The organism is Prochlorococcus sp. MIT 1323, from assembly GCF_047304905.1.
Classification (GTDB): Bacteria; Cyanobacteriota; Cyanobacteriia; order PCC-6307; family Cyanobiaceae; genus Prochlorococcus; species Prochlorococcus marinus_D.
In genome coordinates this window covers 1,506,528-1,524,774 of record NZ_CP138973.1, presented here as the reverse complement: position 1 = coordinate 1,524,774, position 18,247 = coordinate 1,506,528, and the positions used below count along the sequence as shown (strand labels likewise).

Annotated in this window: 10 protein-coding genes and 2 pseudogenes; 2 read left to right on the top strand and 10 right to left on the bottom strand. The window is 45.1% G+C overall.

All coding sequences use genetic code 11. The features are described 5' to 3' along the window. Positions 1-167 precede the first annotated feature (167 nt). The 3 genes and pseudogenes from SIB68_RS07530 to SIB68_RS07520 form a co-directional block, all read right to left on the bottom strand. The gene (locus SIB68_RS07530) at positions 168-575 is read right to left on the bottom strand and encodes a hypothetical protein (RefSeq protein ID WP_063399014.1); all 408 of its coding nucleotides are present in this window, start codon (positions 573-575) and stop codon (positions 168-170) included. A 203-nt stretch (positions 576-778) separates the two neighbouring features. Continuing rightward, on the bottom strand, positions 779-3,670 hold the full coding sequence (locus SIB68_RS07525; RefSeq protein WP_413681820.1) for a tetratricopeptide repeat protein: 2,892 nt from the start codon (positions 3,668-3,670) through the stop codon (positions 779-781). Positions 3,671-3,762: 92 nt separating this feature from the next. Beyond that, a pseudogene (locus SIB68_RS07520) lies at positions 3,763-4,689 on the bottom strand (phospholipase D-like domain-containing protein); the annotation flags it as partial. On the opposite strand from SIB68_RS07520, the gene SIB68_RS07515 reads away from it, so the two are divergent. After that, positions 4,612-4,815 carry a hypothetical protein gene (locus tag SIB68_RS07515; RefSeq protein ID WP_413681817.1) on the top strand — a complete coding sequence of 68 codons (204 nt, stop codon included), beginning with the start codon at positions 4,612-4,614 and terminating at the stop codon, positions 4,813-4,815. The pseudogene SIB68_RS07520 and the gene SIB68_RS07515 overlap by 78 nt on opposite strands. A 44-nt stretch (positions 4,816-4,859) precedes the next feature. Here the strand turns inward: SIB68_RS07515 and SIB68_RS07510 are convergent, their stop codons facing one another. From SIB68_RS07510 to SIB68_RS07495, 4 genes and pseudogenes are all read right to left on the bottom strand, one after another. Continuing rightward, positions 4,860-5,267 carry a hypothetical protein gene (locus SIB68_RS07510; RefSeq protein ID WP_063399014.1) on the bottom strand — a complete coding sequence of 136 codons (408 nt, stop codon included), beginning with the start codon at positions 5,265-5,267 and terminating at the stop codon, positions 4,860-4,862. A 203-nt stretch (positions 5,268-5,470) separates the two neighbouring features. Next, positions 5,471-7,759 carry a tetratricopeptide repeat protein gene (locus SIB68_RS07505; protein WP_413681819.1) on the bottom strand — a complete coding sequence of 763 codons (2,289 nt, stop codon included), beginning with the start codon at positions 7,757-7,759 and terminating at the stop codon, positions 5,471-5,473. 61 nt (positions 7,760-7,820) lie between these two features. Continuing rightward, complete coding sequence (locus SIB68_RS07500) at positions 7,821-10,196, bottom strand: tetratricopeptide repeat protein (RefSeq protein ID WP_413681818.1); 2,376 nt, start codon at positions 10,194-10,196, stop codon at positions 7,821-7,823. Between the two features lie 68 nt (positions 10,197-10,264). After that, positions 10,265-11,191 (bottom strand): annotated as a pseudogene (locus SIB68_RS07495) (phospholipase D-like domain-containing protein); the annotation flags it as partial. Between SIB68_RS07495 and SIB68_RS07490 the strand changes: the two are divergent. Beyond that, positions 11,114-11,317 carry a hypothetical protein gene (locus SIB68_RS07490; RefSeq protein WP_413681817.1) on the top strand — a complete coding sequence of 68 codons (204 nt, stop codon included), beginning with the start codon at positions 11,114-11,116 and terminating at the stop codon, positions 11,315-11,317. The pseudogene SIB68_RS07495 and the gene SIB68_RS07490 overlap by 78 nt on opposite strands. Before the next feature lie 44 nt (positions 11,318-11,361). Here the strand turns inward: SIB68_RS07490 and SIB68_RS07485 are convergent, their stop codons facing one another. The 3 genes from SIB68_RS07485 to SIB68_RS07475 form a co-directional block, all read right to left on the bottom strand. Next, entirely contained in the window at positions 11,362-11,769 is a 408-nt protein-coding gene (locus tag SIB68_RS07485) for a hypothetical protein (RefSeq protein ID WP_063399014.1), read from the bottom strand. Positions 11,770-11,972: 203 nt separating this feature from the next. Beyond that, a complete protein-coding gene (locus SIB68_RS07480; protein WP_413681816.1) occupies positions 11,973-15,065 on the bottom strand; it encodes a tetratricopeptide repeat protein in 3,093 nt (1,030 codons plus the stop codon). Positions 15,066-15,716: 651 nt separating this feature from the next. Beyond that, the gene (locus tag SIB68_RS07475; RefSeq protein WP_063399043.1) at positions 15,717-18,113 is read right to left on the bottom strand and encodes a tetratricopeptide repeat protein; all 2,397 of its coding nucleotides are present in this window, start codon (positions 18,111-18,113) and stop codon (positions 15,717-15,719) included. Positions 18,114-18,247 lie beyond the last annotated feature (134 nt).

The following is an 18,247-nucleotide window of genomic DNA, read 5'->3' as shown; positions in this document are numbered from 1 at the left end:
TGAGCCTATGGATTACTTCAGGTTCACGATTGGGAGCGATCACCTGGATGTTCAGGATTTGAGGATGCTCTTAGACAACCTGAAATAGGCCAGCCGATCAGCATTTCATTGAGCAGCATTTGATCAAGATGATCTCTACATCAATTGCTTGATGTGTGTTTGCTGGTTCAGCTTTGTTGGGGTACTAGGCCACCTTTTTGGGAAGGCTTAGGAGTTGTTTGTTTGGCTGGATTGATGCAAACGATGGAGAGTCGTTTAGCGGGCTGATCGATGGTATCCCTGCGCTGGAAGCTGTTGTTAGGGACCTTGTTGGCGACTTGAAGCAAATCCCAAACGACATCTTTGCAAGAGGATGGCAAACGGGGGTGGTCTAGTAAAGGATCGATCAATGCTCGGGTGCGGCTGCAGGCTGCTGCATCATTGTCTCGAGAGCAGGCATAGGCCTGAAGCTGGATGCTGAGCAGCTCCTCTTTGGTTGGGAACGGAATGTATTCCACCTCGCTGCGTGCAGCCGGTGTAGAGATGGCAAACAGGCCGAGTAGGACCAAGGCTGGATGGATTTTGAGCTGGCTCATGGGGGCATTCTGCCCTGGATGAGTTGATTGTGGTTCAGGCTTTGCGAGCGGTGCCCTGATCCTGCTCAGTGATTCTTTCCATCAGCTGCTGTTCACATGAAAACAGCAATGACGCTTGAACCTTTCTGCGTTGTGCCAGAAAGCGATTGAGGAGATGATTTGTCAGGAAGATAAGAAGCAATATCCCAAGCATCTGAGCTGGTCTAAGAAGGCTTATAAGCCCAGAATTGATACATGTCTGTAAAGGTTGATGGATGTTGCTTTTCAAATTCACCCCAATTTTCAAGAGAGATCATGTCAGTATCATTTGGAAACTGTTTTTGGTAAGTCTTGCGAATTGGCTCTGGCAGCATGAACCCACAGAAAATCAAGCCTTGGCTATTTAGAAGTTCTTGCAGTAATTCTGTTGTGAATCGATGCTCTTGCACATGAAAGCAGAGATCGCGGCATGTAGAGAGTGAGTAGAAGTCTAGTCCAAATTGCGGGAGTCTTGATAATTCTTCTAAATCACCATTTAGAACCTTCTGACGGAAATCCCTTATCCCCTTAGGGGTACTTTTAATATCTAATTGCTTGATCTGGTTGCGTGCTTCCACGATCTGTTGTCTGGCGATTTCGCTGTACAAGCCCAATTCGAAGTAGCCGCCAGGCTTGAGTTGTTCGCTTAATGCTGAGAGCCCTTTGCCGGGATCTTCCATGTGATGAAGTACACCACTACATTCAATGATGTCAAATGATTGCTGAAGGTTGGCTACATCTAAAAGATCCAACTTTTCAAACGATATATTTTTCATGCTGTAATCTGATGCTTTCCTGATGGCATATGCCAGGCTGCGGCTGCTTAGGTCAATTGCTTTGATCTGTGCATTCTTGTAGCGACTAGCAAGGATAACTTGTCCACCTGTACCGCAGCCTGCGATTAGAACTTTTGGACGGGCATTTTTGTTATTCAATTCTTTTGAGAATTGAAGATTGTGTTTGGTTGATTCAATGTTAATGATTTCTGATATGGTTTTGGCTAAAGACTTGTCAGTATAGTCCGCATGGCGATATCGAGGGTATGGATTTTCCTCATACATATCCTGGACCTTTAATGAGACTACGTCATCAATATCCGAATTACTCTGAATTGAGGCTTTGATTTTTTCTTCTTCTTTTGGCTCCTCCAGTTGAATTTGAATGAGTGTCCTGCTTTCCTTGCTGGTTGTGGGGTAATGCTTCAACCAATCTTGGTTCAGATTGAGTTTATGTATAGGGATGTAGCAGGCAATGATGGCGAGGTATTGGTTGAACAACTCTTGGCTTTGGAGAGCCTGGACAATTAATTTTTCGACAAGATCGTCTTCTTCTGGTGATTGCACGTAAACATATTCATTGAGAAAACATTGAGTAGCCAGGGCTTCTGATAGAGGCTTTAGGTTGTCTGGGATGGGCTGATTTTGTGATGCGAGTGTTAAAAGTTCTTTTCTTAATCGTGTGAGGAAGTTCTCAGCATCTTGATGGGGTGGAATAAGTAAGGCAAGTGACTTTCTTAATCGCAAGTCCACCGAGAGATTGTTGAGAGCGGCATTGTTTGCTGAGATGATGGGATCTATCTTTGCGGCTGCCTGGATTGTTGGAAGGAATATTTGAATAAACAGTCTGGATAATTTTTGGTGAGATAAATTGTCTAGATTAAGCAGCAGTTCGTAAGCCTTTGTGAGATTGTGCGCATTGGAGGGGCTGAGTCTGAGCTGATCGATCAATCTGTGTAAGTTATGAAAGGCACCAGGGTTATTGGGTTTGAGCTCTAGAGATGTGAGGGTGGAAGTAAGAGCTTGATCAAGGTTGCCGAGATCTTTGTAGATGTCACTGAGGTTGAGGCGGGCGTCTGGGTTATCGGGCTTGAGCTCTAGAGATGTGAGGGTGGAAGTAAGGGCTTGCTCAAGGTTGCGGAGATCTTTGTAGATGCCACCCAGGTTGAGGTGGGCGTCTGGGTTATCGGGCTTGAGCTCTAGAGATGTGAGGGTGGAAGTAAGGGCTTGCTCAAGGTTGCGGAGATCTTTGTAGATGCCACCCAGGTTGAGGTGGGCGTCTGGGTTGTCGGGCTTGAGCTCTAGAGATGTGAGGGTGGAAGTAAGAGCTTGATCGAGGTTGCCGAGATCTCTGTAGATGCCACCCAGGTTGAGGTGGGCGTCTGGGTTATCGGGTTTGAGCTCTAGAGATGTGAGGGTGGAAGTAAGAGCTTGATCGAGGTTGCCGAGATCTCTGTAGATGCCACCCAGGTTGAGGTGGGCGTCTGGGTTATCGGGCTTGAGCTCTAGAGATGTGAGGGTGGAAGTAAGGGCTTGCTCAAGGTTGCGGAGATCTTTGTAGATGCCACCCAGGTTGAGGTGGGCGTCTGGGTTATCGGGTTTGAGCTCTAGAGATGTGAGGGTGGAGGTAAGAGCTTGATCAAGGTTGCCGAGATCTCTGTAGATGCCACCCAGGTTGAGGTGGGCGTCTGGGTTATCGGGCTTGAGCTCTAGAGATGTGAGGGTGGAAGTAAGGGCTTGCTCAAGGTTGCGGAGATCTTTGTAGATGCCACCCAGGTTGAGGTGGGCGTCTGGGTTGTCGGGCTTGAGCTCTAGAGATGTGAGGGTGGAGGTAAGAGCTTGATCAAGGTTGCCGAGATCTTTGTAGATGAGGCCCAAGTTCATCTGGAATGGGGCGAAGGTTGGATCTATCTCAACGGCCGTCTTCAGCAGAGTGACTGCCCCTTGAAGATCTCCTTTCTGTTTAGCGATTAGGCCTAAATTATTGAGTGCTGGAGCATAATTAGGATCTATTGAAAGGGCAATCTTGTAATATTGTTCGGCTTCGTCTTGGTTTTTAGTGGCATTGAAAATGTTGCCAATATCTTTTGCTATTTCAGGGTCTGTCTGATCGAGCTGATGAGCTTTGGCTAGGCATTGATGTGCTTTCTCTAATTGCCCGAGAGCGAGTAATGATTTTCCAGCGTATTTATAGGCAAATGCTTCTTGAGGATTCCCTTGAAGGGTGTTTTGACAAGCCTGGAGACATTCCTGATGGCGGCCAGTGGCTGAGAGCTCTTTGATCGCCGCCAAGTCCGTCACATACTTCATAGCTGGATTGGCTTCATGTTACTTGCGAGTTAGAGCCACCCTCACAGCCAGATCAGCAGCCTGAGTGGTCTCCAGGATTGGTTTCATTCCATCTGCTTGCCGCTCCCACATTTGAGCTGCTGCCGTTCCAGTTTGCGGCGCATTCTTGCTGTGACGCCCAGCTCAGCACCAGGCCAGAGCCGATCCATCTCACGGGTGAAGTGCTTGGCCAGTAGGGGGGAATGGATGACGAGCAGCGTTTCGTCGTTGGTGTGAGCTGCCGCAGGGCTCCAATTCAATGAGCCTGTGATCACTTTTTTGTTGTCGATCACCGCGAACTTGTGGTGTAGCTTGTCTCCGCTCGCCAGTCTCGCTGTACCTACTCCTTCTAGAGGGACTGCGAATGGTTTGTTGCCTACTTCCAGCTTGCAACGGTGATCTGGAAGTGCAACACCTAATAAGTCCAGTACTTCTGAATAGGAACGGCTGGCAAAGCTAGGGTCAGGGATTAAGCGTACCTTCACATCGCTTTGCACCTGCTCCCATAGTTTGTGAACTAAAGCTTGTGCAGAAAAGATGAATAAGGCCATATCGATGCTTTGTTTTGATGTTTCTATTTGCTTGGCAATGAATTGCAGGCCGTTCATCTTTTGTCGCTTTGCGTGTGGAGCAAAGAGCACTTCAATTCGGGTACCACCAACCTTTGCAGCCTGAATACCAGGCTGGCTTTTAGCTAACCCAAATAGGCTGTCTTTTGCACCTCCTGGACCATCGCCCCACATCAAAAGGAACTCCTTTTTGAATAGTTCAGCTAGTTCTGTACTTTTGAAGCTCAGCAAGTGGTTGACATTGCCGCGCGTTTGTATCGCTGCGGGATCTCCATGCATGCCTGAATGGCTGAAGTTTGCACTTCCAGTAATCACCCTTTGAGTATCGATAACCATGAATTTGTGATGCATCAGACCACTGCCTTTGCTGCCGTCTTCTCTGTCATCAATCCAAGGGATTTGATGACGCCTGAGGATTTGAATCGTCTAGTCTATGGATTACTTCAGGTTCACGATTGGGAGCGATCACCTGGATGTTCAGGATTTGAGGATGCTCTTAGACAACCTGAAATAGGCCAGCCGATCAGCATTTCATTGAGCAGCATTTGATCAAGATGATCTCTACATCAATTGCTTGATGTGTGTTTGCTGGTTCAGCTTTGTTGGGGTACTAGGCCACCTTTTTGGGAAGGCTTAGGAGTTGTTTGTTTGGCTGGATTGATGCAAACGATGGAGAGTCGTTTAGCGGGCTGATCGATGGTATCCCTGCGCTGGAAGCTGTTGTTAGGGACCTTGTTGGCGACTTGAAGCAAATCCCAAACGACATCTTTGCAAGAGGATGGCAAACGGGGGTGGTCTAGTAAAGGATCGATCAATGCTCGGGTGCGGCTGCAGGCTGCTGCATCATTGTCTCGAGAGCAGGCATAGGCCTGAAGCTGGATGCTGAGCAGCTCCTCTTTGGTTGGGAACGGAATGTATTCCACCTCGCTGCGTGCAGCCGGTGTAGAGATGGCAAACAGGCCGAGTAGGACCAAGGCTGGATGGATTTTGAGCTGGCTCATGGGGGCATTCTGCCCTGGATGAGTTGATTGTGGTTCAGGCTTTGCGAGCGGTGCCCTGATCCTGCTCAGTGATTCTTTCCATCAGCTGCTGTTCACATGAAAACAGCAATGACGCTTGAACCTTTCTGCGTTGTGCCAGAAAGCGATTGAGGAGATGATTCGTCAGGAAGATAAGAAGCAATATCCCAAGCATCTGAGCTGGTCTAAGAAGGCTTATAAGCCCAGAATTGATACATGGCCGTAAACGTAGAGGGGTATTGCTTTTCAAATTCACCCCAATTTTCAAGAGAGATCATGTCAGTATCATTTGGAAACTGTTTTTGGTAAGTCTTGCGAATTGGCTCTGGCAGCATGAACCCACAGAAAATCAAGCCTTGGCTATTTAGAAGTTCTTGCAGTGATTCTGTTGTGAATCGATGCTCTTGCACATGAAAGCAGAGGTCTCGGCACCCTGAGAGTGAATAAAAGTCTTGTCCGCATTGTGGAAGGTTTGATAATGCTGTGAATTCCCCTCTTAGGACTTGTTGGCGAAACTCTCTGATCCCTTCAGGAGTGCTTTGCAATTCTAGCTCTTTGATCTGATTGCGTGCTTCCACGATCTGTTGTCTAGCAATGTCGCTGTATAGGCCAAGCTTGATGTAGCCACCAGGCTTAAGTTGTTCGTTTAATGCTGAGAGCCCTTTGCCGGGATTTTCCATGTGATGAAGTACACCACTACATTCAATGATGTCAAATGATTGCTGAAGGTTGGCTACATCTAAAAGATCCATCATTTTAAAATCAATATTTTCCATTCCATATTCTTCTGCCTTCCTGATGGCATATGCCAAGCTTTTGGAACTGAGATCAATTGCGGTGATCCAGGCACTCTTGTACCGGCTTGCTGCGATCACCTGAGACCCTGTTCCGCAGCCGGCAATTAGCACTTTTGCATGAGCATTGCAGTTGGTCAACTCTCCTGAGAAGGGAAGGTCTTTTTTTGTGCTTTCTAGGTAAATGAAGGTTGTAATGTTCTTGGCTAAAGACTGAATCATATAGTCCGCAAAGCGGTATCGAGGGTATGGATTTTCTTCATACATCACTTTGACATTGACTGAAATCTTGTCATCAATAATTGAATTTACTTTAAGCGAGTTCTTTAGTGCCTCTTCTCGCAGAGGTTCATGGAACTGAGTTCTTATTAGGGTCTCGCTCTCATAGCTTGTGATGGGGTATTCGCACACCAATTCTCGTTCAAGCTCTAGTGTATGTATAGGGATATAGCAGGCAATGATGGCGAGATATTGCTTGAATAACTCTTGGCTTTGGAGAGCCTGGCCAATCAATTTCTCGACAAGCGAATCTTCTTCTGGTGATTTAGAATAAGCATATTCATTGAGAAAACATTGAGTAGCGAGGGCTTCTGATAGAGGTTTTAGGTTGTCTGGGATGGGCTGATTTTGCGATGCGAGTATTAGCAGCTCTTCCCTGAAGCGAGTCAGGAAGTATTCGACATCTGGATGAGGAGGGATCAATAAGGTTAGTGATTTTCTCAGGCGCCAGTCTTCTGCAATTATGTTTAGTGCTGCATTATTTGCAGAGATGATGGTCTCTTGTTTTGAGGCTGCTTGGAATGCTGACAGGAAAGCTTGGATAAAGATTGGGCCTAGAACGTTATGCTTAATATTCTTGTTTGCTAGTAGCACTTCATAAGCTTTTATAAAAATGTGCACATTATATTTGCTTAGCATGAGTTGCGTGATTAAGCTGTTTAAGTTGTAGATGGCATACTGGTTATTGGGATTGATCTCGATGGATTTCAGTGTTGAGGCTATAGCTAGATCAAACTTGCCGAGATGTTTGTAAATGATGCCTAGATTCATGTAGGCATCTGTATTGTCAGCTTTGAGCTCTAATGATTTAAGAGTTGCTTTTAGTGCTAGATCAAACTTTCCGAGCTGTTCATAGATGCCACCCAGCTTCATGTGAGCAGTTGCGTTATTTGGCTTGAGCTCGAGTGACTTAAGTATTGAGGAAAGAGCTAGATCAAGTTTGCCAAGGTCCTTGTAGATGCCACCCAAATTCATGTGGAATGGGGCGAACGTTGGATCTATCTCAATGGCCTGCTTCACCAGAGGGACTGCCCCTTGAAGATCTCCTTTCTCTTTGGCGATTAGGCCTAAATTATTGAGTGCTGGAGCATAATTAGGATCTATTGAAAGAGCATATTTGTAGGCTTTTATGGCTTCTGCATAATTTTTTGTTGAGTTAAAGCAGTTGCCAATATCTTTTGCTGTTTCAGGGTCTGTCTGGTCGAGTTGATGAGCTTTGGCTAGGCATTGATGTGCTTTTTCTAATTGCCCGAGAGCGAGTAATGATTTGCCTGCATATTTATAGGCAAATGCTTCCTGAGGATTCCCTTGAAGGGTGTTTTGACAAGCCTGGAGACATTCCTGATGGCGGCCAGTGGCTGAGAGCTCTTTGATCGCCGCCAAGTCCGTCACATACTTCATAGCTAGATTTGTTGCATATTACTTGCGATGTCGAGCCACCCTCAAACCCAGATCAGAAGCCTTAGTGGTCTCCAGGATCGGTCTCATTCCATCTGCTTGCCGTTTCCACTTTTTGAGCCCAGAACTGATACATGCCTACGAAAGTTGAAGGATGCTCTTTCTCAAATTTGCCCCAGTTTTTCAATGAGTTCATGTCACTGTCTTCTGGGTATTGTTTTTGGTAGAGCCTTTTGATTTGGTCGGGAAGGATGAATCCACAAAAAATTAGCCTCTGAGAAGCCAAAAGTTTTTTGAGTTCGTCTGTTGTGAAGCGATGTTCTTGAATATGAAAGCACAGGTCCCGGCATGTGGAGACCGAATAAAAATCCTGAATTTGTTGAAGAGGGGCGAGCTCTTGGAACTCTGCATGAAGCACTTTCTTCCTAAACTCCCTGATGCTTTGGGGAGTGCTCTCGATCCCTAATGTTTGAATTGTCTTCCGTGCGTCTACGATCACCTTGCGGGCAATCTCGCTATATAGGCCTAGTATGATGTAACCGCCAGGTTTAAGTTGTTGAACTAGTGCCGATAAACCTTCGGCTGGTTGTTCCATGTGGTGGAGAACCCCAGAACACTCAATGACGTCAAACATATTTCCGAGTTCTGAGACGTTGAGGAGATCCATTCTCTTGAAGGTTATATTGCTCATCTCGTATTCTCCAGTTCTTCTGATTGCGTATGCCAGGCTACTGCTGCTGAGATCAATCGCTGTGATTTGAGCATTTTTATAGCGGCTTGATTCGATGACCTGACTGCCAGTACCGCAGCCAGCAATGAGGACTTTTGGGTTGGCATTTAGTGAGCTTAATTCTTCTGGGAAAACCAGATTTTTTCTTGTCGTCTCAAGTTCAATGGCATTAACAATTGGCTTTGCTAATTCGCTCGCAGTGTAGTCTGAGTATTTAAATCTGGGGTAAGGATTTTCATCGTACAGCTCTTGAACAAGATGTGAGGTTGTGTTAGTGATATTTGAGCTTTCTTGAAATGAAGCCTTGATTTTCTTTTCCTGGCGCGGTTCTTTGAATTGAGTCGTAATTAATTCTTTGCTCTCGAAGTCAGGCGTGGGGTAATTTTTGATGAGTTCTGGGTTTAAGCTTGTTGTGTGAATTGCTGTGTAGCAGCCTATGATCGCAAGGTATTGATTGATGGCTTCTTGGCTTTCAGCAGCTGCGTCAATGAGCTGGGCAACAGCTTGCTCCTCCTCTTGCGATGTGGCGTAGACGTATTCATTTAAAAAGCATTGTGCTGCCAGAGCTTCTGTTAACAATTTTAATTGTGGTGGTATGCTGCCCTTTTGAATTGCCAGTATTAATAGTTCTTTCCTAAGCCTGGTGAAAAATTTTTCTGCTTCTGAGCTGGGAGGGATCATTAAGGTCAGAGACTTGCGAAATCTCCAGTCGGCAGCCAGTGTTTTGAATGCCTCGTTTCCATCAGAGATGATCGGATCTGATGTCGACCCTTTCTGAATTGTTGAGAGAAATGCTTGTAAGAATATTTTAGATAGTTTTCGATGTGAGATTTCTGTTTGATTGAGTAGAAGTTCATATGCACGGGTTACGTTATTTGCATTGGATTGGCTGAGGTTCAGTTGGTCAATGAGTCCTTTGATGTTGTTGATTGCGACAGGGTTATCAGGTTTGAGCTCGAGTGATTTGAGGGTGGATGCAAGAGCCTGATTAAGGTTGCCGAGATCTTTGTAGATGCCTCCCAGGTTCAGTTGGGCATTGGGACTTTCAGGTTTTAGTTCTATGGATTTAAGAGTGGAGGTCAGAGCTTGATCGAGGTTGCCGAGATCTTTGTAGATGCCGCCTAGGTTGCTTAGGGCATCTGGGTTATCAGGCTTTAGTTCTAGAGATTTGAGGGTGGAGGAAAGAGCTTGATCAAGGTTACCGAGGTCTTTGTAGATGCCGCCCAGGTTCATGTGGGCAGTGTGGTTATCAGGCTTGAGCTCGAGTGATTTGAGAGTGGATGCAAGAGCTTGATCAAGGTTGTCGAGATCTTTGTAGATGCCGCCCAGGTTCATGTGGGCAGTGTGGTTATCAGGATTAAGCTCGAGTGATTTGAGAGTGGAGGCAAGAGCTTGATCGAGATTGCCGAGGTCTCTCAGCAGATTGCCAAGATTTGCATAAGCATCTGCAAAGCTGGGGTTGACTGAAATAGCTTGCTTGTATATTTCTAAGGCCTTCTGTTTTCTGTCTGTATTTTTGTAGATTACTCCAAGATTTGAGAAGGCTATTTCGTGATGAAAGCCACTATCGATTGCTTTTAGGTATAACTCTTCTGCAATTTGTATATTTCCTGCTGTGTGGGCTTTAACTGCTGCTTTGAGAAGCTGGCGGCCACTTTTATTGTGTTTTTCAACGCTTTTATTTAATTCGCTCTTTCCGAAGCCTTTCATTGAACTGTTGAGTGATTTTGATACTTTAAGCCGCGCTGTGCCTTTTTCAGGTTCTTTTGGACTGCTGCTCAGTTCCTCTCTGCTCCATTACCACATTTGAGCTGCTGCCGTTCCAGTTTGCGGCGCATTCTTGCTGTGACGCCCAGCTCAGCACCAGGCCAGAGCCGATCCATCTCACGGGTGAAGTGCTTGGCCAGTAGGGGGGAATGGATGACGAGCAGCGTTTCGTCGTTGGTGTGAGCTGCCGCAGGGCTCCAATTCAATGAGCCTGTGATCACTTTTTTGTTGTCGATCACCGCGAACTTGTGGTGTAGCTTGTCTCCGCTCGCCAGTCTCGCTGTACCTACTCCTTCTAGAGGGACTGCGAATGGTTTGTTGCCTACTTCCAGCTTGCAACGGTGATCTGGAAGTGCAACACCTAATAAGTCCAGTACTTCTGAATAGGAACGGCTGGCAAAGCTAGGGTCAGGGATTAAGCGTACCTTCACATCGCTTTGCACCTGCTCCCATAGTTTGTGAACTAAAGCTTGTGCAGAAAAGATGAATAAGGCCATATCGATGCTTTGTTTTGATGTTTCTATTTGCTTGGCAATGAATTGCAGGCCGTTCATCTTTTGTCGCTTTGCGTGTGGAGCAAAGAGCACTTCAATTCGGGTACCACCAACCTTTGCAGCCTGAATACCAGGCTGGCTTTTAGCTAACCCAAATAGGCTGTCTTTTGCACCTCCTGGACCATCGCCCCACATCAAAAGGAACTCCTTTTTGAATAGTTCAGCTAGTTCTGTACTTTTGAAGCTCAGCAAGTGGTTGACATTGCCGCGCGTTTGTATCGCTGCGGGATCTCCATGCATGCCTGAATGGCTGAAGTTTGCACTTCCAGTAATCACCCTTTGAGTATCGATAACCATGAATTTGTGATGCATCAGACCACTGCCTTTGCTGCCGTCTTCTCTGTCATCAATCCAAGGGATTTGATGACGCCTGAGGATTTGAATCGTCTAGTCTATGGATTACTTCAGGTTCACGATTGGGAGCGATCACCTGGATGTTCAGGATTTGAGGATGCTCTTAGACAACCTGAAATAGGCCAGCCGATCAGCATTTCATTGAGCAGCATTTGATCAAGATGATCTCTACATCAATTGCTTGATGTGTGTTTGCTGGTTCAGCTTTGTTGGGGTACTAGGCCACCTTTTTGGGAAGGCTTAGGAGTTGTTTGTTTGGCTGGATTGATGCAAACGATGGAGAGTCGTTTAGCGGGCTGATCGATGGTATCCCTGCGCTGGAAGCTGTTGTTAGGGACCTTGTTGGCGACTTGAAGCAAATCCCAAACGACATCTTTGCAAGAGGATGGCAAACGGGGGTGGTCTAGTAAAGGATCGATCAATGCTCGGGTGCGGCTGCAGGCTGCTGCATCATTGTCTCGAGAGCAGGCATAGGCCTGAAGCTGGATGCTGAGCAGCTCCTCTTTGGTTGGGAACGGAATGTATTCCACCTCGCTGCGTGCAGCCGGTGTAGAGATGGCAAACAGGCCGAGTAGGACCAAGGCTGGATGGATTTTGAGCTGGCTCATGGGGGCATTCTGCCCTGGATGAGTTGATTGTGGTTCAGGCTTTGCGAGCGGTGCCCTGATCCTGCTCAGTGATTCTTTCCATCAGCTGCTGTTCACATGAAAACAGCAATGACGCTTGAACCTTTCTGCGTTGTGCCAGAAAGCGATTGAGGAGATGATTCGTCAGGAAGATAAGAAGCAATATCCCAAGCATCTGAGCTGGTCTAAGAAGGCTTATAAGCCCAGAATTGATACATGGCCGTAAACGTAGAGGGGTATTGCTTTTCAAATTCACCCCAATTTTCAAGAGAGATCATGTCAGTATCATTTGGAAACTGTTTTTGGTAAGTCTTGCGAATTGGCTCTGGCAGCATGAACCCACAGAAAATCAAGCCTTGGCTATTTAGAAGTTCTTGCAGTGATTCTGTTGTGAATCGATGCTCTTGCACATGAAAGCAGAGGTCTCGGCACCCTGAGAGTGAATAAAAGTCTTGTCCGCATTGTGGAAGGTTTGATAATGCTGTGAATTCCCCTCTTAGGACTTGTTGGCGAAACTCTCTGATCCCTTCAGGAGTGCTTTGCAATTCTAGCTCTTTGATCTGATTGCGTGCTTCCACGATCTGTTGTCTAGCAATGTCGCTGTATAGGCCAAGCTTGATGTAGCCACCAGGCTTAAGTTGTTCGTTTAATGCTGAGAGCCCTTTGCCGGGATTTTCCATGTGATGAAGTACACCACTACATTCAATGATGTCAAATGATTGCTGAAGGTTGGCTACATCTAAAAGATCCATCATTTTAAAATCAATATTTTCCATTCCATATTCTTCTGCCTTCCTGATGGCATATGCCAGGCTGCGGCTGCTTAGGTCAATTGCTTTGATCTGTGCATTCTTGTAGCGACTAGCAAGGATAACTTGTCCACCTGTACCGCAGCCTGCGATTAGAACTTTTGGACGGGCATTTTTGTTATTCAATTCTTTTGAGAATTGAAGATTGTGTTTGGTTGATTCAATGTTAATGATTTCTGATTTAGTTTTAGCTAAAGACTTGTCAGTATAGTCCGCATGGCGATATCGAGGGTATGGATTTTCCTCATACATATCCTGGACCTTTAATGAGACTACGTCATCAATATCCGAATTACTCTGAATTGAGGCTTTGATTTTTTCTTCTTCTTTTGGCTCCTCCAGTTGAATTTGAATGAGTGTCGTGCTTTCCTCGCTGGTTGTGGGGTAATGCTTCAACCAATCTTGGTTCAGATTGAGTTTATGTATAGGGATGTAGCAGGCAATGATGGCGAGATATTGCTTGAATAACTCTTGGCTTTGGAGAGCCTGGACAATTAATTTTTCGACAAGATCGTCTTCTTCTGGTGATTGCACGTAAACGTATTCGTTTAGGAAGCATTGTATGGCTACGGCCTCTGAAAGAGGTTTTAAGTGCTCTGGAATAGACGTTTGAGTGGTTGCCAGGATTAAAAGTTCTTTTCTTAATCGTGTGAGGAATCTCTCAATATCTTGATTGCTTGGAATAAGCAAGGCAAGTGATTTTTTTAGTCGCCAGTCCGCTGCGAGCTTGTTAAGGGCATCATTATTGGCTGAGATAATGGGATCTAGCGTGGCAGCTTCCTGGATGGTTGGAAGGAATGCTAAAATAAACAATCTGGATAATTTTTGGTGAGATACATTGTCTAGATTAAGCAGCAGTTCGTAAGCCTTTTTGAGATTATCTGCATTGGAGGAAGTTAGTGTGAGTTGGCCAATAAATCCTTTTAAGTTGTTAACGGTAACAGGGTTATCGGGCCTGAGTTCTAGAGATTTGAGGGTGGAGGTAAGAGCTTGATCAAGGTTGCCGAGATCTTTGTAGATGAGGCCGAGGTTCATAAGTGCACCAGGGTTATCAGGTTTGAGCTCTAGAGATTTGAGGGTTGAGTTAAGAGCTTGATCAAGGCTGCCGAGATCTTTGTAGATGCCGCCCAGATTCATGAGGGAAATATGGTTATCGGGTTTGAGTTCTAGAGATTTGAGGGTGGAGGTAAGAGCTTGATCAAGGTTGCCGAGATCTTTGTAGATGAGGCCTAGGTTCCTCAGAGCTCCAGGGTTATCAGCTTTGAGCTCTAGAGATTTGAGGGTGGATGCAAGAGCTTGTTCAAGGTTGCCAAGATCTTTGTAGATGAGGCCTAGGTTGCTGAGGACATTTGGGTTATCAGGGTTGAGCTCTAGAGATTGAAGGATGGAGGTAAGAGCTAAATCAAGGCTGCCGAGCTCTTGGTAGATACCGCCTAGCTGGATGTAGGCGGTGGCATTCTTGGGGTCGAGGAGAAGAGTTTTTTTTGTTGCTTCTAGTGCTTCTTGAAGCTGACCTTCTCTTTTGTAAATTGCTCCGATATTTCCCCATGCTCCAACAAAGGCTTGGTCTAGTTTGATTGCTGTTTTAAATGCCTCAATTGCTTTGTCGCTAATTCCAACCTCCATTAGGCAGAGGCCATAGTTAAAGGGTATTAGTTTGTTTTTAGTGATCTCTAGATTTAATTTTTCATACTCAGCAATAGCGTTTGTCCACTGCCTCTGCTGTTGATAGGTCTGCGCTAATAGAAGTGTAATTTGTTCATTCGCGCCGATCTCTGATGCTTGCTTTAGGAGCTTGATCGATGCTGTAACATCATTATTTTGCAATAAAATAAGTCCATAGTTTGTTAATGAAGTGATGGCTGTTGCGTTTCTAGAAATTTCTTTTTGGTAGTGCTCAATAGCTTTTTCTTGCTGACCAGTGTTCTGATAAGCGATTCCCAGTAGTTCATGTGCCTTTGGGGTATTTGGGTTGATCTCAAGTGCATTGGATGCGAATACAATAGCTTGTTCTACTTGCCCTAAAGCCATTGCACTAGAAGCTGCACCTAGTAGAGCCTGGAAAAGATTTGGATCGGCTGCAATTGCTTGTTTGAAAAGCGCGATGGCACTTTTGTGATTGCCTGATCTGTTATCTAAGCTCGCGAGATTGAAGATTGCTGGGGCATATCCTTTATTGATTACTAGGGCTGCTTGATACCATTTGCGAGCATTGTCTATATCTTGGAGCTGGAGATAGGAGTTGCCAATATCTTTTGCTGTTTCAGGGTCTGTCTGATCAAGCTGATGAGCTTTGGCTAGGCATTGATGTGCTTTTTCTAGTTGTCCGAGAGTGAGTAATGATTTACCAGCATATTTATAGGCAAATGCCTCCTCAGGATTCCCCTGAAGGATGTTTTGGCAAGCCTGTAGGCATTCCTGATGGCGGCCAGTGGCTGAGAGTTGCTTGACGGTTGCCTGATCTGCCACGCCTTGAAAGCCAGATGCTGAAGAGGGTACAGGTTTTTGGTGACACTCCCAGAGCCACTTAAACAAGCTGAACTCTCTTGAGAAGCCCTTACATCCCCGCCTTCGCCACTCTCTAACTTAATGCTGCTTTCTGGTGCTGCCATTCCAGTTTTTCCCGAATTCGGGAATTAAGCCCCAGTTCAGCCCCACGCCACTGCCGATCTATCTTCCGGGTGGAATACTTGGGAAGCAACGGTGAAGTGATTAGTTGCAAAAAAATAACGATAGCTGAATGACAGGGTTTCTTGTTCCTAACGATTGACTCACCTCGAAGCCTTATAAATTGTCTAGTTGAGCAATAGCCCTAACAACAGCGCCTGGCTTGTTCTGATTTAGTCTCAGCCTTGCTCATCTCATCTGCAGATGAATGGCTTGACCACCAAGATTACTCGGCTATACGCTTGCTGTATCGATTCACTCACGGATCAAGACCAGAGATTGTTTGGCAGATCTTGAATCTGTAGTTCGTCAGCCAACTTTTATCATCCCTAACTACACTATCATTGAAGTGCAGAGATGGCCTTGCAAAAGCATGACTTATGCAAATTCAATAAAGGTTGCGATTGGCAATGTGAAGATTGCCTTTTTTGACCGGCCATTATGTTCTTTCAGCTAAATGCCTATTAGCTTTACAGCAACTTGTTTTGAAAAATAAGAAATCGCGATGACCTGGTAGCTCAGCTTGTTTTGAGAACAAAATTCATTAAGTGCTTTGTATTCATCTTGTTCCCAGTTCTCATTAATGATGAATTCATCAAATATCAATATTGTATGTTCATCGATTATGGCCTTTGAATGATTTAAAGCGCAGAGAGTAGAAGAATAAAGATCGGCATCGAAATTTATTATTGATGCTATCGGCCTAGGTTTAGAGAAAAAGATTGGCAGCGTATTCTCGAACTTGCCTTCTATAAATATTCCACCATCGACTTGAGGAATGATGCCTTCTGCAGAATATGCGCCTCCTTTAGTGTTGTGCCAGTCTTCTGGCAAGCCTTCGAAAGTATCAAATCCATAGCCTTCCTTGAAAGTATTGATTAGATACTTAAACGAAATGCCGCGCCAAACACCAAACTCATAAAAAGGTCTGTCTTTTTTGCTCTCATCCATCATGCTGTCAAATAATGCCCACCTATGGAAGAATAGCTTTGGAATTTCAGGTAAATCTAGTGCCCATCTAAAAGAGCGGGCATGGGAATGATCTTTGTGTTTTGAAATTAAAATATCTTTGAGTAAGGATGGGTCCCCTTGATGATATTTTAGTGCGCCTAGAGTAAGCTTCGCCTCTAAATAGGTCTCGTCTATTTCCAGGCATTGGTTTATCCTTTCTTCTGCTTCTTCAATGCTATTTGCTAATCCATATAAATTCCATGCAGCACTTGCTAAATCAGGTTTGAGCTCTAAGGATTTAAGTGTTGCCTCTTTAGCTTGATCAAGTTTACCTTGTGCTTCAAAAACGATGCCTAGATTCATGTAGGCATTGGCGTTGTCTGGATTGAGCTCTAAGGATTTAAGTATTGAGTTGATAGCTAGATCATACTTGGCTTGGTCTTGGTAGATGCCAGCAAGGTTGATGTAGACATCGGAGTTATCATCTTTGAGTTCTAATGATTTTAGTGTTACCTCTATCGCTAGATCATGGTTGCCGAGATCTTTGTAGATGAGGCCGAGGTTCATAAGTGCACCAGGGTTATCAGCTTTGAGCTCTAGAGATTTGAGGGTGGAGGTAAGAGCTTGATCAAGGCTGCCGAGATCTTTGTAGATGCTTCCTAGGTTGATGTAGACATCGGCTTTATCAGCTTTGAGTTCTAATGATTTCAGTGTTACCTCTAGCGCTAGATCAAGTTTGCCGAGATCTTTGTAGATGAGGCCTAGGTTGCTGAGGACATTTGGGTTATCAGGGTTGAGCTCTAGAGATTTAAGGGTTGAGGTAAGAGCTAAATCAAGGTTGCCGAGATCTTTGTAGATGCTGCTGAGGTTGATGTGGGCAATGGCGTTATTTGGATCGAGTAAGCTAATTTTCTTTGTTGCTTCTAGTGCTTCTTGAAGCTGACCTTCTCTTTTGTAAATTGCTCCGATATTTCCCCATGCTCCAACAAAGGCTTGGTCTAGTTTGATTGCTGTTTTAAATGCCTCAATTGCTTTGTCGCTAATTCCAACCTCCATTAGGCAGAGGCCATAGTTAAAGGGTATTAGTTTGTTTTTAGTGATCTCTAGATTTAATTTTTCATACTCAGCAATAGCGTTTGTCCACTGCCTCTGCTGTTGATAGGTCTGCGCTAATAGAAGTGTAATTTGTTCATTCGCGCCGATCTCTGATGCTTGCTTTAGGAGCTTGATCGATGCTGTAACATCATTATTTTGCAATAAAATAAGTCCATAGTTTGTTAATGAAGTGATGGCTGTTGCGTTTCTAGAAATTTCTTTTTGGTAGTGCTCAATAGCTTTTTCTTGCTGACCAGTGTTCTGATAAGCGATTCCCAGTAGTTCATGTGCCTTTGGGGTATTTGGGTTGATCTCAAGTGCATTGGATGCGAATACAATAGCTTGTTCTACTTGCCCTAAAGCCATTGCACTAGAAGCTGCACCTAGTAGAGCCTGGAAAAGATTTGGATCGGCTGCAATTGCTTGTTTGAAAAGCGCGATGGCACTTTTGTGATTGCCTGATCTGTTATCTAAGCTCGCGAGATTGAAGATTGCTGGGGCATATCCTTTATTGATTACTAGGGCTGCTTGATACCATTTGCGAGCATTGTCTATATCTTGGAGCTGGAGATAGGAGTTGCCAATATCTTTTGCTGTTTCAGGGTCTGTCTGATCAAGCTGATGAGCTTTGGCTAGGCATTGATGTGCTTTTTCTAGTTGTCCGAGAGTGAGTAATGATTTACCAGCATATTTATAGGCAAATGCCTCCTCAGGATTCCCCTGAAGGATGTTTTGGCAAGCCTGTAGGCATTCCTGATGGCGGCCAGTGGCTGAGAGTTGCTTGACGGTTGCCTGATCTGCCACGCCTTGAAAGCCAGATGCTGAAGAGGGTACAGGTTTTTGGTGACACTCCCAGAGCCACTTAAACAAGCTGAACTCTCTTGAGAAGCCCTTACATCCCCGCCTTCGCCACTCTCTAACTTAATGCTGCTTTCTGG